Source organism: Rhodococcus sp. P14 (genome assembly GCF_000256505.1).
Lineage (GTDB): Bacteria > Actinomycetota > Actinomycetes > Mycobacteriales > Mycobacteriaceae > Rhodococcus > Rhodococcus ruber.
Genome location: NZ_AJFC01000047.1, coordinates 1 through 23966, shown reverse-complemented (window position 1 = coordinate 23966; position 23966 = coordinate 1). Strand labels below are relative to the sequence as shown.

The window sequence follows — 23966 nt, the reverse complement described above, 5'->3', positions numbered from 1 at the left end:
CCCCCCCCCCCCCCCCCCCCCGCCGATCGTTCAGCCGGCTTCCTCGAGCGTCCGTCCGCGGGTTTCGGGCACGAACTTGATCACCACCAGCAGCGACAGCGCGGCCATCGCCGCGTAGCCGGCGTAGGTGAACGACAGGTTCCAGTCGGCCAGCGCGGGGAATGTCGCAGACACGAGGAAGTTGGCGATCCAGTTGGACGCGGTCGCGATGCCGACGGCGACGGCGCGCACCCGGTTCGGGAACATCTCGCTGATGAGGACCCATACGACCGGCCCCCACGACAGGGCGAAGAAGAACACGAAGGCGTTGGCCGCGAGCAGGGCGATCATCCCGTAGGTGTCGGACAGCGTAGCGACCTTCTCCCCGTCCTCGTCGACGACGAACGTCGCCGAGTGGAAGCACACCGCCGCGGTGCCCAGCGAGAGCGCCATGCCCACCGAACCGACCAGCAGCAGCGGCTTGCGTCCGATCTTGTCGATCACGGCGATGGCCACGAAGGTGCCGACGATGTTGACCAGCGCGCTGACGACGCTGATGAGCAGGGACCGATCCTCACCGAACCCGACTGCCTGCCACAGCGTCGACGAGTAGTAGAAGATCACGTTGATGCCGACGAACTGCTGCAGCGCGGCCAGGGCGATACCGACGTAGACGAGTGTGGCGACGCCGAAGCGCCGGGTGAACACGTCCCGCACGCCGGGCCGCGCCGCCTCGAGATGCAGGGTCTCGCGGATGGTGGCGATGCGCTCGGCGACCGCCACCTGGTCGCCGCCCTCGACCGCCGAGACGATCCGCCGCGCCGCGTCCTCCCGGCCGATCCGCACGAGGAATCGCGGCGACTCCGGGATGGGGAAGGTCAGCAGCAGATACAAGCCGGCGGGAACGACCTCCAGCGCCAGCATCCACTGCCAGGCCTGGATGCCGAGCAGGTTCTCGCCGGCCCCACCCGCGGCCGCGGCCAGCGCATAGTTGACGAGCTGGGAAATCGCGATACCCAGGACGATGGCGAGCTGGTACATCGAGCCGAGGCGGCCGCGCACCGCGGCGGGCGAGATCTCGGCGATGTAGGCCGGCGCGATGACGGAGGCGAAGCCGACGCCGACACCGCCGACGGTGCGCCAAAACGTCAGGTCGTAGATGCTGAAGGGGAACGCCGACCCGAGGGCGCTGATCATGAACAGGATCGCGGCGATCTGCATGACCCGGATCCGGCCCAGCCGGTCGGCGACGCTGCCCGCGATCCACGCGCCCAGCGCCGCGCCGACCAGTGTCAGCGACACCGACAATCCGATCGCGCCGGCACCGACCTCGTAGCGCTCACGGATGGCTCCGACGGCGCCGTTGATGACGGCGGTGTCGTACCCGAACAGGAATCCGCCGAGTGCGGCCGCGGCGGCGAACAGCACCGCCCGGGTCACCGTGTGCTGCTGTTCGAGCCTCGAATGGGGGAGGTGGGAACTGTCGGTCACAGGCTGGACGGTACGCCTGACGGTGCACCGAGGGGGCCGCTTCGGCGGGCACCGTGGCCGGGGCGATATGCACCGAGGGCGGCCCGCGGTCCGCAGCGGAGTGCGCGGACCGCGGGCCGCCCCGACGAGCAACCGGACGTCAGACGCTCGCCACTCCCGGTGCGAGGAAGCGTGCGCCGTTGACGGCCTCCGAGGTGCCGGTGCGATCCAGGTACGGCGTGATGCCCCCGTTCCAGAATCCGAAGCCGCCACCGAGGATCAGGCACAGGTCGATGTCTTCGGGGGCGGCGACGACGCCCTCCTCGAGCATGATCCGGATCTCCTCCGCGAACGCGCGGCGGGTCCGCTCGAGCACCTCCTCGGCGGTGGAGGGCCTGTCGCCCTGCGGCCAGAGCGCGGCGACGTCCGGGTCGACGACCTGCTTGCCGTCGACGTACGTCCACACGCCGGGCTTGCGGGCCTCGACGAGTGCCTCGAGGCCCGGGGAGGAGACGAAGCGCTCGGGGTAGGCGGCCTGCAGGGTCTCGCCGGTGTGCAGCGCGACGGCCGGGCCGACGAGCGCGAGCAGGGTGAACGGGCTCATGGGCATGCCGAGCGCGCCGACGGCGTTGTCCGCCACCTCGAACGGGGTGCCCTCGTCCACGGCGGTCATGACCTCGCCGAGGGTGCGGGTGACGAGGCGGTTGAACACGAATCCCGGCTTGTCCGCGCACAGTACGGCCGACTTCTTCAGTGCCCTGGCGGTGGCGAAGGCCGTGGCCAGGGTCGCGTCGTCCGTCTGCGCGCCCTTGATGATCTCGAGCAACGGGAGCACGGCGACGGGGTTGAAGAAGTGGAAGCCGACTACGCGCTCGGGGTGCTTCAGATCCGCAGCCATCTCCGTGATCGACAGCGACGAGGTGTTGGTCGCGAGAATCGTCTCGGGCGAGAGGTGCTGCTCGAGATCGGCGAACACCTGCTTCTTGACGTCCATGTTCTCGAACACGGCCTCGATGACGAAGTCGGTGTCCGCGAACGCGGCCTTGTCCAGCGAGCCGGACACCAGCGCCTTGAGGCGGTTCGCCGCGTCGGGCGAGAGCCGGCCCTTGCCCTGCAGCTTGTCGATCTCGGTGTGGACGTAGCCGACGCCTTTGTCGATGCGCTCCTGGTCGATGTCGGTGAGGATCACCGGCACCTTCAGCTGCCGGACGAACAGCAGCGCCAGCTGGCTGGCCATCAGGCCCGCGCCGACGATGCCGACGCCGGTGACCTTGCGGGCCAGTGACTTGTCCGGGGCCCCCGCGGGACGTTTGGCGCGCTTGTTGACCAGGTCGAACGCGTACAGTCCGGCTCGCAGTTCGTCGGACATGAGCAGGTCCGCCAGCGCCTCGTCCTCGGCGGCGAAGCCGGCCGACAGCGACTGCGGGTCACCGATGTCGGTGTTGCGGGCGAGATCGAGCAGCTCGATCGCCCGGGTGGGGGCGGGCGCGAAGCCGCGAGTCTTCGCCGCGACGAGCGCCTTCGCCCGCTCGAGGGCGCTGTCCCAGCCTGCGCCGCGGTCGATCTCGGGGCGGGCGGGGGTGATCTGCCCTGCGAGTACCTTCGCGGCCCAGGCCAAGGACTGCTCGAGGAAATCCGCCGATCCGAACACCGCGTCGGCGAGGCCGATCTGCTCGGCCTGCTTCGCACGGATCACTTTGCCGTTGTCGAGCGGGTTCTGGAGGATCAGGGTGACGGCCGCGTCGGGTCCGATCAGATTCGGCAGCAGCTGCGTGCCGCCCCAGCCGGGAACCAGGCCGAGCATGGTCTCGGGCAGACCGAGCGCGGGCACGTTGTCGGCGTAGGTGCGGTAGTGGCAGTGCAGCCCGACCTCGAGGCCGCCGCCGAGCGCGAGCCCGTTGACGAACGCGAAGGTCGGGACGGCCGACTCGCGCAGCCGCCGGAAGACCCGGTGGCCGAGCCGGCCGAGTTCGATGCCCTGCTCGCGGGTGGTGATCGCGGGCACGCCCTTGAGATCGGCACCCGCGGCAAAGATGAACGGCTTGCCGGTGACGGCGACGGCGGCAGGATCGGCGGCGAACGCCTCGTCGAGCGCGGCGTCGAATGCGGCGAGGCCGGCAGGGCCGAACGAGTTCGGCTTGGTGTGGTCGAACCCGTTGTCCAGCGTGATCAGCGCGACAGGACCGTCGATGCCGGGCACCCGGAGGATCTTGGTGTAGGCGTTCGTGACGACCTCGTCGGCGAACAGGGACGAAAGCTCGCTCATGACTACTTGTCTCCCTCGAAGTTGGGGTTCTCCCAGATCACGGTGCCGCCCATGCCGAGGCCGATGCACATCGTGGTCAGGCCGTAACGCACCTCGGGGTGCTGCGCGAACTGCCGGGAGAGCTGGGTCATCAGACGCACGCCGGACGAGGCGAGCGGGTGGCCGCAGGCAATGGCACCGCCCCACTGGTTGACTCGCGGGTCGTCGTCGTCGATGCCGAAGTGCTCGAGGAAGGCGAGGACCTGCACGGCGAAGGCTTCGTTGATCTCGAACAGACCGATGTCGTCGATGGTCAGACCGGTGCGGGCCAGGACCTTCTCGGTCGCCGGCACCGGGCCGATGCCCATCACGGCCGGATCGACACCCTGGAAGGCGAACCCGACCATGCGCATCCCGATCTGCAGGCCGAGTTCGCGGGCGGTGTCCTCGCCGGCGAGGATGCAGGCCGTCGCGCCGTCGTTGAGGCCGGCGGCATTGCCGGCGGTGATGCGGCCGGCGGGACGGAACGGGGTCTTGAGCGTCGCGAGATCCTCAAGCGTGGTGCCCGGACGCGGCGGCTCGTCCTCGGTGGCCAGGCCCCATCCGCTCGCGGACCGCGTCGCGACGGGTACGAGGGTGTCGGCGAGGTGGCCGGCCTTCTTCGCGGCGTCGTACTTGTTCTGGCTGGCGACGGCGTAGGCGTCGGTACGGGCCTTGGTGATGCCGGGGAAGCGGTCGTGCAGGTTCTCCGCGGTGTTGCCCATCACCAGGGCGCTGGGATCGACGAGCTTGTCGGCGAGGAAGCGGGGATTCGGATCGGCGCCCTCGCCCATCGGGTGGCGGCCCATGTGCTCGACGCCGCCGGCGACGACGACGTCGTACTGGCCGAAGCCGATCCCGGAGGCGGTGGTGGTGACCGCGGTCATCGCGCCCGCGCACATCCGGTCGATCGCGAAGCCCGGCACGGTCTCGGGCAGGCCGGCGAGGATCGCGGAGGTGCGGCCGATGGTCAGGCCCTGATCGCCGGTCTGGGTGGTTGCGGCGACGGCGACCTCGTCGATGCGCGCGGGGTCGAGCTGAGGGTTGCGGCGCAGCAGTTCCCTGATGGTCTTGACGACGAGGTCGTCGGCGCGGGTCTCCGCGTAGATGCCCTTCGGGCCCGCCTTCCCGAACGGGGTGCGTACGCCGTCGACGAAGACGACAGTGCGTTGAGTTGTGGTGGTTGACGCCACGCGTATTCCTCCCGATGGAGCGATGCTCGCCGCCGTGGGCGAGGCCAGGGTTCCGGGAACATCCGGCGACGGGAGCCCGGACGCCGGCGTGTTACCGACCGGTAACTTACCACCCGTGTCCGGGGTGGCGGGAGGGGTGCGCCGCGGGCTGCCGTTCCGGCGGCGCGGCCGACGGCCGTGGACGGTCGTGACCGGCGATCCTGCCCGTGGCAGTTCTCGTCGCCGGCTTCGGACGGCTGCAGCACCGGCGCGAGCGCGCTCGGGGGCACCGGCGAGCGCGCGCTCGGGCACGAGGCGGACGGTGACGATCGCGGCGCGCCGAGCTCGACCGTCGCGAAGGAGGGGATCCGGGGGGTCAGTCCGCGGACAGCGCCTTCGCCAGCCGCGGCACCGTCAGTTCCCGCTGCCAGGGCCGTGCCCCGTCGGCGGCGAACCGTTCCTCGATGTACGCGACCACGTCCGCATCCGCCGGCACCTGCCACTCCCAGCACAGCCGGCGCACCATTTCGGGGCCGACCAGATTCTCCACCGGCACCTGCACCTGCTCGCTCAGCTCGGCGAGCGCGGACCGGGCCGCGGTGAGCCGCGCCGCGGCTTCGGGGTCGTGCCGGGCCCAGCGGTTGGCCGGCGGCGGGCCGGTGAACGGCTGCGTGACGGGGGGCAGGTCCGATTTCGGCAGTGCCCGGGCCCGCTCGATCGCGCCCAGCCATATCCGCGACGACCGGCGCTGACGGGGGCCTCCGAACACCGGCAGGGCGCGCAGTTCCTCGACCGTGCGGGGCGCGGCCTCCGCGGCGGCGACGATCGCCGAGTCCGGCAGTACCCGTCCGGGTGCGATATCGCGCCGCGCCGCGAGTTCGTCTCGCGCAGTCCACAACTCGCGCACGATCGCGAGCCGCCGCGAATCCTTGAGGGTGTGGATCCGGGAGGTGCGGCGCCAGCGGTCGGGTTTGGGGGCGGGGGGCCCGGCGCGACGGATGTGCTCGAACTCCTGCGCGGCCCACTCCGACTTGCCCTGCCGCTCGAGCTCGTCCGCCATCGCGTCCCGGAGCTCGACGAGGATCTCGACATCGAGTGCCGCGTAGTTCAGCCAGGCGTCGGGAAGCGGCCGGGTGGACCAGTCCGCAGCCCCGTGCCCCTTGCGCAGTTCGAAACCGAGGGTGCGTTCGACGATGGCGGCCAGCCCCACTCGATCGAAGCCGGCCAGCCGTCCGGCCAGCTCGGTGTCGTAGAGCACCGCAGGTCGCAGCCCCAGCTCGTCGAGGCCGGGCAGGTCCTGGTCGGCGGAGTGCAGCACCCACTCGAGATCGTTGATCGCCGAGGCGAGCGGGGCGAGCGCCCCGGCCGTCGGGATCGGGTCGAGCAGTACCGTGCCGGCGCCGGCCCGTCGCAGTTGCACCAGGTAGGCCCGCGCGGAGTACCGGAAACCCGAGGCGCGTTCCGCGTCGACGGCGAGTGGTCCCCGGCCCGCGGCGAGTGCTTCCGCGGCCGCGGCCACTCCGGCAGCCGTGGTGACGACCTCGGGGACCCCGTCCCGCGGGGTCAGCAACGGGACCGCTGCCCGCGCGGGCTCGTGCTCGTTGGCTACCGACATGCTTCGTGACTCTATCCGGGTGGCGGAAACGGGGGCGTCGACCCGGTCAACCGCGCGGTCCCCACGTCGATTCCCGGCGTGACGAAAGGCACAGGGCGGATCATCGGCTCGTTTCGAGTTCCTCGAGCGCCGCGGGGAAACCGTCGACGAGCGACCAGAGGTCGGGAACCAGTTCGGGGCACGCGAGTACGCCCACATCGAGCGCGCCGTCCAGCGACATCACGGTGACGTTGAGTCCGACACCGTGGAAGATCGGCCCCAGCGGATACATGCCCCGGATCCGTGCGCCGAGAAAGTACAGGGGCGCGGCGGGACCCGGCACGTTCGACACCACCAGGTTGTGCACGACGGGGTGGCGTTCCGCCAGCCGCAGCGACGCGTACATGCGCATCGCGGTGCCGAACACCGCCGGTGCCATGAACTGCGTCCAGTCCTGCAGCAGGCTCGCACCCAGTGCCGAATTGTGTTCTTTGGCGCACGCGTTCGCATCGGCGATCGCGTGCAGTCGCTCGATCGGATCCGTGATGTGGGTGTGCAGGCTCGCGAACATCGGCGAGACCTGATTGCGCCCGGGCCGGTCCGACGTGCCGCGCACCGACACCGGGACCATGCCGATCAGTGGGGAGTCGGGAAGTTCGTCGCGCTCGGTGAGGTAGCGGCGCAGCGCCCCGGCGCACACCGCCATGACGACGTCGTTGACCTTCACGCCGTGCGCGTCCTTCACCGCCTTGACCCGGTCCAGGTCGAATTGCGTGAACCCGACACTGCGGTGACCGGTGATGGTGCCGTTGAAGGACGTGCGCGGAGCGGTGAACGGCGCCGGCATGGCCTCGCCCCTGCGGGCCCGGCTGATCCACCGGGGCAGCAGTTCCACGGTCTTGGGCAGCGCCCGCACCAGACCCAAGGGGCGGGTGGCGACGTTGAACAGGCCGCCGAGGGCGATCTCGAGCGCCGACCCCCCGCCGGCACCGTCGGCGACCGGATCGGGCCGCGGTGCATCGGGTTCGAGACTGCACAGCTGTGCCACGAGTTCGGCGCCGGTGACGCCGTCCGCGCCCGCGTGGTGGATCTTCGTCATGACGGCGACCGACCCGTCCTCGAGACCCTCGATCACGGTCATTTCCCACAGGGGCCGGGAGCGGTCGAGCGGCTGCGCAGCGATGTGCCCGCACAGTTCCGCGAGTTCCTCCCGGCGCCCGGGCGCCGGGACCGCGACCCGGTGCAGGTGCCGGTCGAGGTCGAAGTCCGGATCGTCCACCCACACCGGATGGTCGAGATTGAACGGGCTGTCGGCGATCTTCTGCCGGAACAACGGTACGGCCGGAAGGCGGACGGCGAGTCCGGCGCGGAGCGTCTCGAAGCGGTATCCGTCCGGAATCGTGGTCGGGTCGAGGACGATCAGTCCGCACACGTGCAGCAGCTGCGTCGGCGTCTCGAGGTACAGGAATCCGGCGTCGAGGCCGCTGAGTCGATGCATGCCCTCATGGTAGAACGAGTTCTAGAATCTGCACGGGAACGATCGCTCCACGTGCGCGAACCCACCCCGGCCGGCGTTCTCCGGGTGTCCGCAGCCGCGGCGGCAGTCAGCCCGGCGTGGCGAGCGGGGCCGGCGGCGTGCCGGGAAGCCGGTCGGCCAGCTCCGCGAGCGCGGCCGGGAAACCGCCGGCCAGCTGCCACAGGTCCGGTAGCAGGTCCGGGCACGACTGCAGACCGAAGTGCAGGCCGCCGTCGAGCGACAGGACGGTGATGTTCAGGCCTGCGCCGTGGTAGATCGGCCCGAACGGGTAGAGCGCGGTGATCCGCGCGCCCAGGTAGTACAGCGTGTCCTTCGGCCCGGGGATATCGGAGACGACGAGGTTGTTGAGCACGGGGAGCACGTCGGGCAGTCGCAGCGCCGAATACAGCCGCAGCACCGCACCGAACGCCGCTCCCGGGGTCACCTGGCCCCAGCTGCCGAGCAGATCCGGGTCGAACGTGGCCTGATGCGCCTTCGCCGCGGTCTGGTCCGCCGCCACGGCATGCAGCCGCACCACCGGGTCGGCGATCTCGGTGTGCAGCCGCCCCATCAGTACCGAGATCTGGTTGCCGGCGTCGCCCCGGGCGCGTCCGTGCACCGAGACCGGGACGGCCGCCAACAGGGGAGAGGCCGGCAGCTCACGGCGGGCGGCGAGATACCGGCGCAGAACCGAGGAACACAGCGCGAGCACGACGTCGTTGACGGTGACGCCGAACGCCCGCTTGACCGCCTTCACGGCCGTGAAATCCAGCGTCACGAATGCGACGTTGCGGCGGCCGGTCACGCGGCGGTTGAACGACGTCCGCGGGGCCGTGAGCGGAACCGCCATCGCCTCGCCCCGCCGGGCCCGGCCCACCCAACCGGGCACCAGCGCCGCGCTGGACCGTACCGCCCGGGCCAGGTGCAGCGGACGCGCGGCGAGATCGGCGATGCCGCCCGCGGCGACGCTCAGGCGGTTGCCCCCGCCGACGCCGGGCGACTCGGGTTGCGGGGGCGGCGCCCCCGGTTCGAGGTCACACAACTGCGCCAGCAGGGTCGCTCCGGCGAGGCCGTCCACCACGGCGTGGTGGATGCGTGTCAGCACCGCGACCGAGCCGTCGGCCAGCCCCTCGAACACCGCGGTCTCCCACAGTGGCCCGGACCGGTCGAACCGCTGCGCGAAGCGCTGCCCGCAGAGCACCGCCAGTTCGGCGGCGGTACCCGGCGGTGGCACGGTGAACCGGCGCAGATGCCGGCCGACGTCGAAACCCGGGTCGTCCACCCACGCGGGGTGGCCGGGATTGAACCGGGAATCGACCACTCGCCGGCGCAGCAGCGGCACTGCCGCGACCCGCGCCGCCAGGTCGGATCCCAGCCGTTCGAAGGAGTAGCCCCCCGGCACGGTGGAGACGTCGAGCAGGGCGAGGCCACCGATCTGTACCGGCTGCCCGGGTGTGTCGGTGTAGAGAAGCGCGGCGTCGAGCCCGCTGAGCCGCCGCATGCCTCGATCATAGGACCGCGACGTGCCCCGTACACCCGTTCCGGCCCGTCGGGAACCCGGGCGCCGGCGGCGACGATTCCGTGCCGACGATTCCGTGCCGACGATTCAGGGCTGAAGCTGCGTCACGCCCGCCGGGGGCAGGCCCGCCGCGTACGCGAGCACCTCGCAGAACGCCTCCACGTGCGGGCCGAGTTCACCGGACTGCGCGGTCCACGAGGCCCGCAGCTCGAGCTGATGCGCTCGGGCCGGGCCGGCGATGTCACCGAAGCGCACCGAACTCGTCGACGTCACGGTGCCGCCGAGCGCCGTCAGCGGCTCGCCGTGCGCGTCGAGGGCATCGACCAGCCAGCTCCAGGCCACCTCCGGAAGCAGGGGATCGGCAGCCAGCGAGGCGTCCACGTCCGCCTGGATGTAGGCGACGAGCCGCATGGTGCCGTTCCAGGCCTCGTCGCCGTCCGGATCGTGCAGCAGGATCAGCCTGCCGAACGCGTCGCCCTCCGACTGCTCGGGCACCAGATCGGTGTCCGGATGAAGCACCTCCGCGCCCAGCGCGTAGCTGTACGGCCCCAGCCGCTGCGGCGGCCGGATCGGACCCACCTCGATTTCCGGCCGCACGGTGGCCGCGTTCATCGAGTCGATGGCCGCGCGGAACTGAGCCGGCTCGGCGGGCGAGGTGGTCACGACTGCGGACGTTAGACCGGGTGACCGGGGCCACGCGGGAGGCGCGCCGATTCCGGAGGGGTGGCCGGACGTGGCAGCATGGGCGGCGACCCGTGCCCCTGGACGAACGAGGATCGATGACCGGCCTGGAGAACACGAACGTCGGCTCCACCCCGCGTGTGGAGTACCCGACGCGGCGCCAGCTCCCGCAGGCGCCCCTGCTCGCCGCCGCGCGGGGACTCGAGCCGGCACACCGGCCCGTGTGGTTCATGCGACAGGCCGGTCGCTCGCTTCCCGAGTACCGGGAGATCCGGGCGAACATCGGCATGCTCGAGTCCTGCTTCGATCCCGAGCTGGTGTGCGAGATCACCCTGCAGCCGGTGCGCCGTCATCGCGTCGATGCTGCGATCCTGTTCTCGGACATCGTAGTTCCGCTCAAGGCCGCGGGGATCGACCTCGACATCGTGGCCGGGACCGGACCGGTGATCGCCGACCCCGTGCGCACCGCGGCGGACGTGGCGAAGCTGCCGATCCTCGAGCACGACGAGGTCGGTGCCGTCGCACGGGCGGTCGGGCTGCTCACCCGCGAGCTCGGCGACGTCCCGCTCATCGGTTTCGCCGGGGCGCCGTTCACCCTCGCCTCCTACCTCGTCGAGGGCGGTCCCAGCCGCAACCACGAGCGCACCAAGGCCCTCATGCACGCCGAGCCGCGCACGTGGCACGCCCTCCTGGGGCGGCTCGCCGACATCACGATCGCGTTCCTGCAGGCCCAGCTGCACGCCGGCGTCGACGCGGTCCAGCTGTTCGACTCGTGGGCGGGCGCGCTGTCGCTGGCCGACTACCGCGAGTTCGTGCTGCCCCACTCGGAACGGGTGTTCGCCGAGGTCGAGTCCGCCGGCGTGCCGCGCATCCACTTCGGCGTCGGCACCGGCGAGCTGCTCGGCGCGATGGGTGAGGCCGGCGCCGACGTGGTCGGCGTGGACTGGCGGGTGCCGCTGGACGTCGCCGCCACCCGGGTGGGGGCCGGAAAGGCCTTGCAGGGCAACCTCGATCCCGCGATCCTGTTCGCCGGACCCGACGTCGTCCAGGCAGAGGTGCGGCGCATCGTCGCCGAGGGGGACCGCGCCCGCGCCGCGGGAGCCACCGGGCACATCTTCAACCTCGGGCACGGTGTCCTCCCGGACACCGACCCGGACGTCCTCACCGCGGTCGTCGACCTGGTGCACTCGTTGTGAGCGGTACGCCGAGCGTCGCCGTCGTCGGGGGCGGCATCACCGGGCTCGTCGCGGCGTACCGGCTCCGTCGCCTGCTCGGCGCGCACGCCCGGATCGTCCTGCTCGAGGGCGCCGATCGGCTCGGCGGAAAGCTGCACACGGTGCCGCTCGCCGGCGATCCGGTCGACGTGGGAGCGGAAGCGTTCATCGGTCGCCGCCCCGAGGTCCCGGCGCTGCTCGCGGAGCTGGGCCTGAGCGACCGGATCGTCCACCCGTCCGGGGCCCGGCCGCTGATCTACGCCGGCGCCGCGCTGCACCCGCTGCCCGGCGGCACCCTGATGGGGATCCCCGCCGACGCCGGGGCGCTCACCGGTCTCGTCGACACCGAGACCCTTGCGCGAATCGCCGCCGAGCCCACCGTTCCGCTGCACTGGGACCGCACCCGCGACGTCTCGGTGGCCGACCTGGTGACCGCCCGGTTCGGCGAGCAGGTGGTGCGCCGCTCCGTCGACCCCCTCCTCGGCGGCGTCTACTCCGGGCTCTCGGACACCGCAGGCGTGCGGGCCACCCTGCCGGCTCTGGCCGCAGCCCTCGACGCGGGGGCCCCGAGCCTGAGCGAGGCGGTCGTCCGAGCCCTGCCCGAGCCCTCGGACACACCCGTGTTCGGCACCCTGCGCGACGGCTACGGCACGTTGCTCGACGCGCTCGAGAAGGCGGCCGACGCCGAGATCCGGCACGTCACCGCGAGCGGACTGCGCCGCAGCGGCGGCCGCTGGGACCTCGACCCGATCGGGCCCGTGGACGGCGTCGTCCTCGCGGTGCCCGCCGACCGCGCCGCCGAACTGCTCGCCGACGCCGTCCCGGCGGCAGCCGCCCAGGCGGCCCGGATCCCGCTCGCATCGTCGGCGGTGGTCGCGCTGGCACTGCCGGACGGTGCCGCACTGCCGCAGAACTCGGGGATCCTCGTGGCCACCGGCGAGGATCTGTCCGCCAAGGCGTTCACCCTGTCGAGCCGCAAGTGGCCCCACCTGGCCGGGCGCGACGTCGCGCTGGCCCGCGCATCGTTCGGCCGCTACGGCGAGGCCGCGATCGTCGACGCCCCCGACGACGAGCTGATCGCCCGCGCGCGCATCGACCTCGCCACCGTCACCGGTGTCACCGACGAGCCCGTGGCCGCGTTCGTCCAGCGCTGGCACGGGGGCCTGCCGCAGTACCGGGCCGGGCACCTCGACATCGTCGCGGCGCTCGAGGACGCGGTCGCCGCCGTCGACGGCCTCGAGGTCGCCGGCGCGATGCTCCACGGCGTGGGTGTGCCGGCATGTGTCGCATCAGGCACGACGGCCGCGACGCGCCTGGCAACCCGAGTGGCAGGATGAGCGGTATGGCACGTCTCGACTACGACAAGCTCAATTCCACCCTGCGCTACGCGATGTTCTCGGTGTTCCGGGTCCAGCCCGGTGCCCTCGGCGACGACCGCTCCGCGGCGATCGAGGACGCCCAGAAGTTCTTCGCGGCCTACGACGGCACCGATCTGGTCGTGCGCGGCATCTACGACGTCGCCGGGGTGCGCGCCGACGCCGACTTCATGATCTGGACGCACGCCGAGCGACTCGAAGACCTGCAGAAGCTCTACGCCGATTTCCGCCGGACCACCGTCCTCGGCCGCACCACCACCCCGGTGTGGTCGAACGTGTGCCTGCACCGGCCGGCCGAGTTCAACAAGAGCCACCTGCCCGCCTTCATCGCCGGTGAGGAACCCGGCAACTACGTCTGCGTCTACCCGTTCGTGCGGTCGTACGAGTGGTACCTGCTCCCCGACGCCGAACGCCGCCAGATGCTCGCCGACCACGGCAAGGCCGCGCGCGGCTACCCGGACGTGCGGGCCAACACCGTGCCCGCGTTCGCCCTCGGCGACTACGAGTGGATCCTCGCATTCGAAGCCCCCGAACTCGATCGCATCGTCGACCTCATGCGCGACCTGCGTGCCACCGAGGCCCGCATGCACGTCCGGGAGGAGACCCCGTTCTTCACCGGACCGCGCGTCGACCTCGAGACGCTGATCACCGCGCTGCCCTGACGCCCGCCGTCACCCCCCGGAGACGCCGCCCTTGCGCGGACTCCGGGGGCGCCGTCGGCTCGCCGGAAGGACGCGGTGCACCCCCTGGCAGACTGTGCACCATGAGTTCTCGGCCCGTGCGGTACCAGCACATGGCGCACTGGGGGATGTTCGAGGTCGAGACGCACGAGGGCGATGTCAGCGCCGTGCATCCCTTCCGCGGCGACGCCGATCCGTCACCGTTTCTCGACAATGCCGTCGGCTCGGTGCGGCACCGCTCGCGGGTCGCGGGACCGGCGGTGCGCCGGGGCTGGCTCGAGCACGGACCGGGGCCGAGCGATCGCCGCGGCGACGACGAATTCGTCGCGGTGTCCTGGGACGAGCTGACCGAACTGCTGGCCGGCGAGCTGCAGCGCGTGATCGACGCGCACGGCAACCGGGCGATCTTCGGCGGTTCGTACGGGTGGTCGTCGCCGGGCCGGTTCCACCACGCGCAGAGTCAGGTGCATCGCTTCCTGAAGATGCTCGGCGGCTACACCCGCTCGGTGCACAGCTATTCGCTCGGTGCGACCGGCGTGATCATGCCGCGCGTGGTCGGCACGCACTGGAAGCTGTTCGCCCGTGCGACGAACTGGGACGTCATCGCCCGCGACACCGACCTGATGGTGTGTTTCGGCGGGGTGCCGCTCAAGAACACGGCCGTCAACGACGGCGGCACCAGCAACCATCCCACGCGGGGGGCGCTCGACGCTCTGCGCGCCCGCGGCGGGACGGTCGTGTCCGTCAGCCCCCTGCACGACGATCTGCACGGCGCCGCCGAACGCCTCGCGCCGCGACCCGGGACGGACGTCGCGATCATGCTCGCCCTCGCCTACGTGCTCGCCACCGAGGGCCTCGCCGACCGCGACTTCCTCGACCGCTACTGCGTCGGCTACGACAAGTTCGAGGACTATCTGCTCGGCCGCACCGACGGCGTCGCCAAGACACCGCAGTGGGCGGCCGCCCTGTCCGGGCTGTCCGCCGAGACCCTCGCCGCGCTGGCCCGGCGCATGGCCGCCGGCCGCACCCTGATCACCGTCACCTGGTCGCTGCAGCGGGTCCGGTACGGCGAGCAGGCCCCGTGGGCGGGGGTGACCCTCGCCGCGATGCTCGGCCAGATCGGGCTGCCCGGCGGCGGGTTCGGTCACGGCTACGGCTCGATGAACGAACCCGGCATCGCGCCCGTCCCGTACCCGCTCCCGACCCTGTTCCAGGGCGACAATCCGGTCGGTGACCTGATTCCCGTGGCCGCGATCTCCGACCTGCTGCTGCGGCCGGGCCAGGAGTACGACTTCGACGGCCGGCGCCTGACGTACCCCGACATCCGGCTCGTGTACTGGGCCGGCGGCAACCCGTTCCACCACCATCAGGACCTGGGTCGGCTGCGCCGCGCCCTGGCCCGCCCGGACACGATCGTCGTGCACGACCCGTACTGGACGCCGACGGCCAAGCACGCCGACATCGTCGTGCCGTCCACCACATCCCTCGAACGCGAGGATCTCAGCTGCACCCGCAACGACCCGCTGCTGGTCGCGATGCACGCCGCCGCCCCGCGATTCGCCGCCGCCCGCGACGACTACGACACGTTCTCGGCGCTCGCGCACCGTCTCGGCTTCGGGGACCGGTTCACCGAGGGCCGCACGGCGCGGCAGTGGCTCGAGCACCTGTACGAGCAGTGGCGCGGATTCGTCCTCGCCGACGACGCCCGCGTCGAATCCCCTCCGGAGTTCGACGAGTTCTGGGTGCGCGGACACGTGCGGATGCGCACCGAGGACGAGCTGACACTGTTCGAGGAGTTCCGCGCCGACCCCCAGCGCAACCCCCTGCGTACCCCGAGTGGGCGCATCGAGATCTTCTCCGCCGACATCGACGGCTTCGGCTACGACGACTGCGCCGGGCACCCTGCGTGGTTCGAGCCGGAGGAGTGGCTCGGCGGCCCCCGCGCGCAGCACTACCCGCTGCACCTGATCGCGAACCAGCCCAAGACCCGCCTGCACAGCCAGCTCGACCACGGCGGCGTCAGTCAGGCCTCGAAGATCCGCGGGCGCGAACCGATCCGCATGCATCCGGCCGATGCGGCCGCCCGCGGTGTGGCGGGCGGCGACGTCGTGCGGGTGTTCAACGACCGCGGCGCATGCCTGGCCGGCGCCGTCCTCGACGACGGCCTGATGCCCGGGGTGGTGCAGCTGGCCACCGGCGCCTGGTACGACCCGCTCGATCCGGCCGATCCCGGCTCGATGTGTGTGCACGGAAATCCCAACGTGCTCACCGCCGACGTGGGCACCTCGAGTCTGGCCCGCGGCTGCACGGGCCAGCACGCGCTCGTGCAGATCGAACGCTTCGACGGGGACCTGCCGCCGATCCGCGCCTACGACCCGCCGGTGATCCGCACCCGCTGAGGCGGGGTACCTGCCCGAGCCACCCGGGTACCTGCGGGCCGAGCGACGGTATCCGTCGCTACCCGGGAGATGGACGATGCGTCGGTCGGAGCCGGGCCCGGCGGTCACAACCCCAGCGAGCGCTGCACCTCCCGCAACGTCTGCGCCGACGCCCGCAACCCGGCGGCCTCGTCGGGCGAGAGGGGGATCTCGAGTACCCGGCCGGCGCCGCGGCCGTCGACGATCGTCGGCAGCGACAGGCACACCCCTTCGATCCCGTGCACGCCGCGCTGCAGCGTCGAGACCGGCAGCACCCGGTGCTGATCCCGCAGCACCGCCTCCACGATGCGGGCGGTGGACAGGCCGATGGCCAGGTTGGTGGCGCCTTTGCCCTGGATGATCTCGTACGCGCTGCGCATCACCCGGGTGGAGATCTGCTCGCGGACCGCGGCGTCGAACACCGCCGCTCCGTGCTCGTCGCGGTACTCGGTGGCCGGAACCCCACCCACCGTCGCGCTCGACCACAGGGTGATCTCCGAATCGCCGTGCTCGCCGACGATGAGGGCGTGCACGTTCTCCACCGCGACGCCGACGTGCTGCGCGACGAGGAAGCGCAACCGTCCCGAGTCGAGGACCGTGCCGGACCCGAGGATCTGCCCGTCGGGGGCGTCCGTTGCGCGGATCGCCGCATACGTCACCACGTCGACCGGGTTGCTGACGAACAGCACCACCGCCTCGGGGGAGAGCGCGAGCAGCGCCGGTGTGAGTTCCCGGACGATGCGCACGTTCGCTGCCGCCAGCTCGAGCCGTGACTGGCCCGGCTTCTGCTTGGCGCCCGCCGTCACGACGATCAGATCGGAGCCGGCGGTGACGGCGAGGTCGTCGGCGCCGTCGATGCGGCACGCGGGGGCGAACTGGGTGCCGTGGTTCAGGTCGAGCACCTCGGCCCGCACCTTGTCGGTGTTCGGATCGAACAGGGCCAGCGAATCCGCCGAGCCCCGGATCAGGCATGCGTAGGCGACGGCGGTGCCGACGCTGCCGGCGCCGACGATCGAAACCTTGGACTTGGACGCACGGGTCGTCGACATGGATTCGATCGTCGTCGCTCCGCGCTCGATCCGCACCCCGACGGTGCAGCCGTTAGCCTTCGCATCATGAACGTTCAACCGTTCGACGCCGTGCTGTTCGACTTCTCCGGCACGTTGTTCCGGCTCGAGGAGGACGAATCCTGGCTGGCCGACCTCACCGACGAGCGGGGCGAGCCCTTCGACGTGCACCGGCAGGCCGAGCTGATGCGCCGGATGACCGCCCCCACCGGTCAGCCCGTCGAGATGGACGCCGCCGAGCATCACGCCTGGATCAACCGCGACCGCGACCCCCGCTGGCACCGGGACGCATACCTGACGGTGCTGCGCCGTTCCGGAGTCGCCGACGAGGGGCAGGCCCTCGGCCTGTACACCAAGCTGACCGATCCGCGCTGCTGGACGGTCTACCCGGACACGGTGCCGGTGATCGAGGCGCTCGCCGGCGAGGGCCTCGCGGTGGCCGTGCTGAGCAACATCGCCTTCGACATCCGGCCGGCGTTCGCGGCGCTCGGTATCGACGATCTGGTGTCGGAGTTCGTGCTTTCCTTCGAAGTCGGCGCGGTCAAACCGGAGCCGGAGATCTTCCGGCACGCGACCGCGGCGCTCGGGGTGTCCCCGGAGCGCACCCTGATGGTGGGCGACAGTGAGGAAGCCGACGGTGCGGCCCGCCGCATCGGCTGCTCCTTCGCCCTCGTCGAGCCGCTGCCCACCGCCGAGCGTCGCCGCGGACTGTGGCGCGCGTTGTTCGCGGCGGGCCTCAGTCCCTCGGAACCAGGCGCAGGGAGATCGAGTTGATGCAGTACCGCTGATCCGTCGGAGTCGGGTACCCCTCGCCCTCGAACACGTGCCCGAGATGGCTGTGGCAGGACGCGCACAGTACCTCCACCCGGCGCATGCCGAGGGACGTGTCGGAGCGCAGGATCACCGCGTCACTCGACGCCGGGTCGAAGAACGAGGGCCACCCGCAGTGCGAATGGAACTTCTCGGTGCTGCGGAACAGTTCGGCTCCGCAGGCGCGGCACTCGTACACACCCTCGGTCTCCGTGTCGGTGTATTCGCCGACGAAGGGCCGCTCGGTGCCGGCCTGCCGCAGCACCGCGTACTCCGCGGCGGTGAGGCGGGCGCGCCATTCGTCGTCGCTGCGGGATACCTTCGGCGCGGGTTCGGTCGGGACAGCGTCAGCCATGAACTCCACGCTAGCCGTCACCGCGGTTCGTCGCCACGAGCTCGCCCTGCGGTGCGGGCTCGTGTGCCGGCAACAGGAACGACGGTTCGATGCCGTCCGCCAGCCGGCCCTCCCGCCGGGCGGCCAGATAGCGGTCGAGCAGCACGGCGAAGATCACGATGAGCAGCAGCGACCACCCGAACGTCGTCTTCATGTACTCGGCGGCGCGCCCGGCCTCCGGCCACCGCCCCGACAGCCAGCTGTCGTAGCTCATGAAGCCGTAGACCGCCAGCCAGGCCGGCCAGTTCCGCATCACCGAATTGGGCAACACGACCGTCATCAGCAACGGGAACAGCATCATCGAGTAGTACATCTGGCCGAGCGAACCGAGCAGGAACGACGCGGTGAGCAACACCCCCGTGCTCGTGCCGACGAAGAAGAGCTCGTCGTGGCGGCAGTACCGGTACAGCAGCCACAGCGAGACGACGACCATGAGGCCCAGGACGACGCGCAGCCCGAGGATCAGCCACGCCGGCAGGCCGTAGTACATGCCGTTGCCGACGATGGCGCTGTTGAAGTAGTCGCGTGCCTCGAACAGGTACGGCGTGGTGCGCTCGACGAACGCCCAGGCGTCCACCGAGAGCGGCCACGCGACGAGCGTCAGGCCGAGCGGCACCGCCGCGGCAGTGGCGAACACCTTCCACTGCCGGCGCACGAACGGAATCAGCAGCAGGGGCGCGAGGATCGGTTTGACCGCGAACGTCAACCCGATCGCGACGCCCGCCCACAGATCGCGCCGGCTCAGCAACAGCGTCAGGAAGGCGACCTCGCCGAGCAGGACGAGGCCGTTGATGTTGGTGAAGACCAGGGTGTTCGTCACCGTCTCGGAACTGAACGCCGCCAACAGGAGGATCGGGGCGAGCACCGAGTCGAGACCGTAGCCGAACATTCGCAGCAGCAGGTACAGCGCCACGATGATCGCGATCGCGTTGGCGATGATGAACAGCCACCGGGAGCGTTCGGGGTCGATTACCGCGATCGGGGAGATCAGCAACGTCCCGGACGGGGGGTACAGATAGTGCGGGTCCACCCACTCGAAGTTCGCCGTGTACACCGGCCGGCGGTTGAGAAACGCCAGGGCCGCGTTGTAGACGGGAGTGAAGTCGTCGGTGCGGAATCCGTTGACGGCTTTGACCACCACACGGTGCAGCACCGTGAGCACGGCCAACGGCCACACCACGCACTTGACCACCTCCGCGGTGGTGCGGGCGGTGCGGGGCTCGAGGCGGCTGAGGAACACTACGGCACGGTACACCGAGAGCCGGGAGCGGCCGCCCACCGTCCCCACCCGACGGCGCCGGGCCCGGGACGCGGCGCACGCTGATTCACGCCGGGCACAGGCTGCCGTTCGGCGGCAGGGCACCGGTGTCGAGGTAGGCCGCCAGGCGTGCCTGGACGCAGCCGGAGTGCAGGACCGCGGAGTATCCGGCACCCTGCCAGGACAGCGCCGCCCACCGGGCCGAGACGGCGGTGAGGGCGCCGGTGACCGACTCGAGGCCCGCGCTGCCGACGAGCGGATCGGCGGCACCCGTCGTCACCAGCACGGGTACGCGCACCTCCGGCGGCAGCGGCGGTGTCGGCATGCTCGGCCAGGCGCTGCACGCGGTGAGACCGACCGCGCTGTCGCCGCCGAACAGGGGGTAGTTCGCCGACCACGTTCGCTGCAGCTCGGTGGCCCGGGCCGTCGTGGGCCATCGCTGACCGTCGCTGCAGCGGGAGACGAACTGCCCGTCGGACGACAGCACGGCCTCGGCGGCGCCGACGAGTTCGAGCATCGGCGTCACGTCTCCCGCACCGGCGGCGGACAGAGCGTCGGACAGCTCGCGGACCCGGGCCTGCGCGTCGCTGCGGGGGGTTCCCAGAAACCACGTCACCGCGGTGAGCAGGGCGTTCGACGAGAGCGGTGCAAGAGCGCCGGTCGCGGCGCGGGCGTGCAGGTCCTCGAGCGCGGCCCGCGGGTCCGGCCCCAGCGAGCACGCCAGCGCGACGCACTGGCGGGCGAACGCGTCGACCGCCGACTCCGCGCCGCGCACCCGGCTCTCGGCCAGCAGTTCGGCGTCGGCCGTCGCGGCGGCGGGGGAGTCGAGGACGAGGCGGCCGAGGGTGGTCGGGTACTTCGACGCGTAGGCGAGGGCGACCGTGGCGCCGTTGCCGATGCCGAGCACGCCGATCCGATCGACGCCCCACGTGGTTCGCAGCTGCTCGAGATCGTCGGCGGCGTGGGCGGCGTCGAACAGCAGTTCCTGCGGCTGCAGGTAGTCGGTGCATGCGATGGTGGCCTGCCGCCCGAGTTCGGCGACCCGCTCCGGACCGTCGCCGGTGCGGCCGAACTGTCCGTGGTCGGCCAGGGCGCGCCGGTCCGCTCCGAAGATGCACTCGATCGGCTGGGAGGCGCCGAGGCCGCGCCGATCCACCGCGATGATCGGCCGGGAGGCCACGAGTTCGGCGAGCGAGCCGGTCGACAGTGCGGCCAGCGCCCCCGAGGAGGGCATGTCCGCGCCCGTCGTCATGACGAGCGGGGCCGCATCGGTGGGAGTCTGTGCCAGCCGGGCGCGCAGCACGTCGAGCGGAAACGAACCCGGCACGGTGCCTGTGGCGTCGATCGCAGCGGGAAGCTGGGCGCATTCGAGGACGAGACCGGTGGGTCCCGGCGGCAGCTGCTGGGCGGCGAGGGTGTCGGCGGTGCAGTCGCGCCAGTCCAGGTCCCGGGCCGGCACCGGTAGCTCCGGGGCGAGGGCCGGATCCTCGCCGGTGGGAGTGGCCCGGCCGTCCGCCTCCTGCACTACCGCGACGTCGGGGCGTACCGAAGGGCCCGCCCCGCACGCGGCGGTCATCGTTCCGAGCACGACGATGCCCACGGTGAGCACACGGGTTCTGCGCATGCGCACAGCCTGCCAGGTCGGTGCGCGGGCCCGCGCACGTGACCGGATCGTCCGATCCGCCGGATGTGACGATCAGGTGTACGTGGTGTGAAGTAGGTCGCAATCTGCCCCGGGTGTACCGGTCGCCTCGAGCGACGGCCCTACCCTGGAGAAATGCACGAACGTCTCGTCGATCGCAATCCCGTGGTGCCGTCCGACCAACTGGTGGCCCAGATGGTTCCGCCCGCGATGTTCGACGACGTGAGCTTCGCGTCCTACATCCCCGATCCGAACGAGCCGAGCCAGGCGACCGCTGTCGCGACGGCGGAGGAGTTCGCCCACAAGATCGCGAAGATCCGGGGTGGCGGCCGGCGCGGCCTGTTCGGACGGAAGGCGCCGTCCACCGGCGCCGGTCTCTACCTCGACGGCGGCTTCGGCGTCGGCAAGACCCACCTGCTGGCCTCGATCTTCCACGCGGCGCCGTCGCCGAAGGCGTTCGGCACCTTCGTGGAGCTGACCCACGTCGTCGGCGCTCTCGGCTTCAACAAGGCCGTCGAGGAGCTGTCCGGCCACAGCGTGCTGTGCATCGACGAGTTCGAGCTCGACGACCCGGGCGACACGATGCTGGTCTCCCGCCTGCTGACCGAACTCTCGGCGCGGGGCGTGTCCATCGTCGCCACGTCCAACACCCTGCCCGGGCAGCTGGGAGAGGGGCGATTCGCGGCGCAGGACTTCCTGCGCGAGATCAAGAAGCTCGCCTCGATCTTCGAGACCATCCGCGTGGACGGTCCCGACTACCGCCATCGCGACCTGCCGCCGGCCCCGGACCCGATCAGCTCCGAGGAGCTGCTCGATCGCGCCGATGCGGTCCCCGGCGCCACCCTCGACGACTTCGACGAGCTGTGCGCGCACCTGAGCACGCTGCATCCGTCCCGGTACGGCAAGCTCGTCGAGGGCGTCGCGGCCGTCTTCCTCAACGGGGTTCATGCCGCCCACGACCAGTCCGTGGCGCTGCGTCTGGTGGTGCTCGCCGACCGGCTCTACGACGCGAGCATTCCGGTGACCGTCGCCGGCGCGAAGCTGGACGAGATCTTCACCGACGAGATGCTCGCCGGCGGCTACCGCAAGAAGTACCTGCGTGCGACCTCGCGCCTGTTGGCGCTGTCGCGGTTCGAGACCGCCGCCAGCTGAGTCGGGTTCCCGGCTGCCCCCGCCGCAGGCGGGGTCCGCGCGTCACAGGGTGCGTTGCATGACGTAGTCGTGATGGGTCTGCGAGCCGACCTGGAACGTGCGCGTTCCCACGACCTCGAACTCGTTCTTGGCGTAGAACCGCCGGGCCCGAGAGTTCTGCTGGTTGACCCCCAGCCACAGCCCCCGGCAGCCGGCTGCCCGGGCATGCTCGACGACGGCAGCCATCAGGGCCGCCGCCACTCCGGTGCCGTGCTTGCCCGGCAGCACGTAGAGCTTGCTGATCTCGGTGGTGGGCAGCGCGGTCACGGCTTCACGGACTTCCGGGTCCGTCGGTTCGGCATCGACGGCCATGAGGTAGCCCACGATCTCGCCGCCGACGGTCGCCTTGAGCACGATGCGGGTCGGGTCGGTGAGGTACTCGCTGAACCGTTCCGCCGAGAGGGTGTCGTCGATGAACGCGGCGATGTCCTCCTGGGAGGCGTCGGCCGGGCAGGCCAGGGGGAACGTGGTGGCTGCGACATCGGCGATGGTCTCGGCATCCCAGATGCCGGCCTGCTCGACGGAGACGTTCGCGGTCGATTCCTCGAGTGACGGAGTGGACATGGGAACCAGTAGATCACTCGGCGGGGCACCGCGCCGACGGTCGGGGCAGGTATCCGTTCGACGTCCGGAAATGGCTGAACCCCAGCCTTGGATGGGGGGTCATGGCTGGGGTTCATTACCATCGGGGGGATGGCATCTCCGACAATACATGAGGAATCCCTCAGGTTCCAACCGGGGTGGTCACGGTTGGGTCACGGGCCGGCCGTCCGGGTGGTTGCCTTCCGCCGGGCAACGCTCTACTGTGGGCTCTCATGAAGCGCGTACTCGTAGTTCACCGCCGTAGCGGGGTCTGATTCGGACCGACCCCTCGCTGCGGGTCGTCGAGCTACCTGTCGGTCCTCCCTTCACGCGGAAGACCTCCTACGATGAACGCCTTCACCTCCACCGCTCCCCGCACCTCCTACGCCGCCGGCGACGCGGAGACCGCATACTCGGCGCCGATCGATCCGTTCGCCGCCCGCTACGGACGATCCCTGCCGCGCGAGTTGCGTGCCGAGGCGCTCGGCACGAGCTGGACCGAGTTCACCGCGACCTATGCACCGCACGGGCCGGTCCGTCTCGGTGGCTGGTCGGCCGGGGCTCCGTGCGCCGGTCGGCGGAACTTCGAGGCCACTTTCGGCGTGGGAGAGACCATCCACACGGCGGCGGCGACGGCCACCGGTCCGGTGTCCGCCATGACCGTCATGATGCACACCCTCGGGATGCCGCTCGAGATTCTCTCGTTCCACCAGTTCGACCTCGGCGACACCCACACGACATTCCTGCTGTGCGAGGCGGACGGGCGCCGGCTCTGGAGCATGGGTGCCGCGGCGACCGGAACCGAATCGGCACTGCGCGCGATGATCGCGGGAGCCAACCGGCTGCACGCTTCCCGCTGAGGGAGCGGTGACACGACGAAGGCCCTCCCGACCGGGAGGGCCTTCGTCGTCGAGTGGTGTGGGCGACCGGTACCGGCGACCTCGTCCGGGTGGCACACCGGGGGGTGGAGCGGATGACGGGATTCGAACCCGCGACCCTCCCCTTGGCAAGGTGATGCGCTACCAGCTGCGCTACATCCGCATGCGCACTCCCCGGCCCGAGGGACCGGGCGACGGAGTGCAGCGTGGAAAGGGTGGATCGTGGTGCGCGATACTGGGAT

The 23966-nt window shown here is 71.2% G+C and carries 19 protein-coding genes and 1 tRNA gene; 7 read left to right on the top strand and 13 right to left on the bottom strand.

Annotated elements, in window-relative coordinates:
• Positions 1–30 precede the first annotated feature (30 nt).
• From OEY_RS0103575 to OEY_RS0103545, 7 genes are all read right to left on the bottom strand, one after another.
• A complete protein-coding gene (locus tag OEY_RS0103575) occupies positions 31–1470 on the bottom strand; it encodes a sugar porter family MFS transporter (protein WP_010592574.1) in 1440 nt (479 codons plus the stop codon).
• Positions 1471–1609: 139 nt separating this feature from the next.
• Complete coding sequence (locus tag OEY_RS0103570) at positions 1610–3715, bottom strand: 3-hydroxyacyl-CoA dehydrogenase NAD-binding domain-containing protein (protein WP_010592573.1); 2106 nt, start codon at positions 3713–3715, stop codon at positions 1610–1612.
• 2 nt (positions 3716–3717) lie between these two features.
• Complete coding sequence (locus tag OEY_RS0103565) at positions 3718–4926, bottom strand: thiolase family protein (RefSeq protein WP_010592572.1); 1209 nt, start codon at positions 4924–4926, stop codon at positions 3718–3720.
• A gap of 355 nt (positions 4927–5281) precedes the next feature.
• The gene (locus tag OEY_RS0103560; RefSeq protein WP_010592571.1) at positions 5282–6520 is read right to left on the bottom strand and encodes an HRDC domain-containing protein; all 1239 of its coding nucleotides are present in this window, start codon (positions 6518–6520) and stop codon (positions 5282–5284) included.
• Between the two features lie 100 nt (positions 6521–6620).
• Positions 6621–7997 (bottom strand): WS/DGAT/MGAT family O-acyltransferase, encoded by a 1377-nt coding sequence (locus OEY_RS0103555; RefSeq protein ID WP_010592570.1) that lies wholly within the window; start codon positions 7995–7997, stop codon positions 6621–6623.
• Positions 7998–8103: 106 nt separating this feature from the next.
• Positions 8104–9516, bottom strand: coding sequence for a WS/DGAT/MGAT family O-acyltransferase (locus OEY_RS0103550; protein WP_010592569.1), 1413 nt, complete (start codon positions 9514–9516; stop codon positions 8104–8106).
• 105 nt (positions 9517–9621) lie between these two features.
• Positions 9622–10197, bottom strand: a complete 576-nt coding sequence (locus OEY_RS0103545) for a DUF3000 domain-containing protein (RefSeq protein WP_010592568.1) — start codon at positions 10195–10197, stop codon at positions 9622–9624.
• 116 nt (positions 10198–10313) lie between these two features.
• Between OEY_RS0103545 and hemE the strand changes: the two genes are divergently transcribed.
• From hemE to OEY_RS0103525, 4 genes are all read left to right on the top strand, one after another.
• Entirely contained in the window at positions 10314–11411 is a 1098-nt protein-coding gene (gene hemE / locus OEY_RS0103540; protein ID WP_010592567.1) for a uroporphyrinogen decarboxylase, read from the top strand.
• Entirely contained in the window at positions 11408–12766 is a 1359-nt protein-coding gene (locus OEY_RS0103535; RefSeq protein ID WP_010592566.1) for a protoporphyrinogen oxidase, read from the top strand. Before hemE ends, OEY_RS0103535 begins: the two co-directional genes overlap by 4 nt.
• A gap of 5 nt (positions 12767–12771) precedes the next feature.
• The gene (gene hemQ / locus OEY_RS0103530; RefSeq protein WP_010592565.1) at positions 12772–13467 is read left to right on the top strand and encodes a hydrogen peroxide-dependent heme synthase; all 696 of its coding nucleotides are present in this window, start codon (positions 12772–12774) and stop codon (positions 13465–13467) included.
• Between the two features lie 101 nt (positions 13468–13568).
• Positions 13569–15884 carry a molybdopterin-dependent oxidoreductase gene (locus OEY_RS0103525; RefSeq protein ID WP_040271159.1) on the top strand — a complete coding sequence of 772 codons (2316 nt, stop codon included), beginning with the start codon at positions 13569–13571 and terminating at the stop codon, positions 15882–15884.
• 104 nt (positions 15885–15988) lie between these two features.
• Here OEY_RS0103525 and OEY_RS0103520 read toward each other — a convergent pair whose 3' ends face one another.
• The gene (locus OEY_RS0103520; protein WP_026137915.1) at positions 15989–16951 is read right to left on the bottom strand and encodes an L-lactate dehydrogenase; all 963 of its coding nucleotides are present in this window, start codon (positions 16949–16951) and stop codon (positions 15989–15991) included.
• A 66-nt stretch (positions 16952–17017) separates the two neighbouring features.
• On the opposite strand from OEY_RS0103520, the gene OEY_RS0103515 reads away from it, so the two are divergent.
• Complete coding sequence (locus OEY_RS0103515) at positions 17018–17743, top strand: HAD family hydrolase (RefSeq protein ID WP_010592562.1); 726 nt, start codon at positions 17018–17020, stop codon at positions 17741–17743.
• Here OEY_RS0103515 and msrB read toward each other — a convergent pair.
• Genes msrB through OEY_RS0103500 form a run of 3 tightly spaced genes read right to left on the bottom strand, consistent with a single transcriptional unit; the run spans position 17706 to position 21055 of the window.
• Entirely contained in the window at positions 17706–18134 is a 429-nt protein-coding gene (msrB, locus tag OEY_RS0103510; protein ID WP_026137914.1) for a peptide-methionine (R)-S-oxide reductase MsrB, read from the bottom strand. The two genes, OEY_RS0103515 and msrB, sit on opposite strands and share 38 nt — an antisense overlap.
• A 10-nt stretch (positions 18135–18144) precedes the next feature.
• Positions 18145–19452: a glycosyltransferase family 87 protein gene (locus tag OEY_RS0103505; RefSeq protein ID WP_010592560.1), complete on the bottom strand. Its 1308-nt coding sequence runs from the start codon at positions 19450–19452 to the stop codon at positions 18145–18147.
• Positions 19453–19498: 46 nt separating this feature from the next.
• Entirely contained in the window at positions 19499–21055 is a 1557-nt protein-coding gene (locus OEY_RS0103500) for an alpha/beta hydrolase (RefSeq protein WP_169833346.1), read from the bottom strand.
• Between the two features lie 153 nt (positions 21056–21208).
• Between OEY_RS0103500 and zapE the strand changes: the two genes are divergently transcribed.
• A complete protein-coding gene (gene zapE / locus OEY_RS0103495) occupies positions 21209–22225 on the top strand; it encodes a cell division protein ZapE (RefSeq protein WP_010592558.1) in 1017 nt (338 codons plus the stop codon).
• A gap of 42 nt (positions 22226–22267) precedes the next feature.
• Here the strand turns inward: zapE and OEY_RS0103490 are convergent, their stop codons facing one another.
• Positions 22268–22828, bottom strand: a complete 561-nt coding sequence (locus OEY_RS0103490; protein WP_010592557.1) for a GNAT family N-acetyltransferase — start codon at positions 22826–22828, stop codon at positions 22268–22270.
• Positions 22829–23193: 365 nt separating this feature from the next.
• Here OEY_RS0103490 and OEY_RS0103485 point away from each other — a divergent pair, with 365 nt between their 5' ends.
• Positions 23194–23706, top strand: a complete 513-nt coding sequence (locus OEY_RS0103485; RefSeq protein WP_010592556.1) for a hypothetical protein — start codon at positions 23194–23196, stop codon at positions 23704–23706.
• A 105-nt stretch (positions 23707–23811) separates the two neighbouring features.
• Here OEY_RS0103485 and OEY_RS0103480 read toward each other — a convergent pair.
• Positions 23812–23887: transfer RNA gene (locus OEY_RS0103480), tRNA-Gly, on the bottom strand.
• Positions 23888–23966 lie beyond the last annotated feature (79 nt).

What these genes read in the sequence shown, in the direction of transcription:
- OEY_RS0103555 (WP_010592570.1), bottom strand. Translation starts at nt 7,997, where the DNA reads ATGCATCGACTCAGCGGCCTCGACGCCGGATTCCTGTACCTCGAGACG.
- hemQ (WP_010592565.1), top strand. Translation starts at nt 12,772, where the DNA reads ATGGCACGTCTCGACTACGACAAGCTCAATTCCACCCTGCGCTACGCG.
- msrB (WP_026137914.1), bottom strand. Translation starts at nt 18,134, where the DNA reads ATGGCTGACGCTGTCCCGACCGAACCCGCGCCGAAGGTATCCCGCAGC.
- OEY_RS0103520 (WP_026137915.1), bottom strand. Translation starts at nt 16,951, where the DNA reads ATGTCGACGACCCGTGCGTCCAAGTCCAAGGTTTCGATCGTCGGCGCC.
- OEY_RS0103500 (WP_169833346.1), bottom strand. Translation starts at nt 21,055, where the DNA reads ATGCGCAGAACCCGTGTGCTCACCGTGGGCATCGTCGTGCTCGGAACG.
- OEY_RS0103525 (WP_040271159.1), top strand. Translation starts at nt 13,569, where the DNA reads ATGAGTTCTCGGCCCGTGCGGTACCAGCACATGGCGCACTGGGGGATG.
- hemE (WP_010592567.1), top strand. Translation starts at nt 10,314, where the DNA reads ATGACCGGCCTGGAGAACACGAACGTCGGCTCCACCCCGCGTGTGGAG.
- OEY_RS0103560 (WP_010592571.1), bottom strand. Translation starts at nt 6,520, where the DNA reads ATGTCGGTAGCCAACGAGCACGAGCCCGCGCGGGCAGCGGTCCCGTTG.
- OEY_RS0103515 (WP_010592562.1), top strand. Translation starts at nt 17,018, where the DNA reads ATGAACGTTCAACCGTTCGACGCCGTGCTGTTCGACTTCTCCGGCACG.
- OEY_RS0103485 (WP_010592556.1), top strand. Translation starts at nt 23,194, where the DNA reads ATGAACGCCTTCACCTCCACCGCTCCCCGCACCTCCTACGCCGCCGGC.
- zapE (WP_010592558.1), top strand. Translation starts at nt 21,209, where the DNA reads ATGCACGAACGTCTCGTCGATCGCAATCCCGTGGTGCCGTCCGACCAA.
- OEY_RS0103490 (WP_010592557.1), bottom strand. Translation starts at nt 22,828, where the DNA reads ATGTCCACTCCGTCACTCGAGGAATCGACCGCGAACGTCTCCGTCGAG.
- OEY_RS0103550 (WP_010592569.1), bottom strand. Translation starts at nt 9,516, where the DNA reads ATGCGGCGGCTCAGCGGGCTCGACGCCGCGCTTCTCTACACCGACACA.
- OEY_RS0103570 (WP_010592573.1), bottom strand. Translation starts at nt 3,715, where the DNA reads ATGAGCGAGCTTTCGTCCCTGTTCGCCGACGAGGTCGTCACGAACGCC.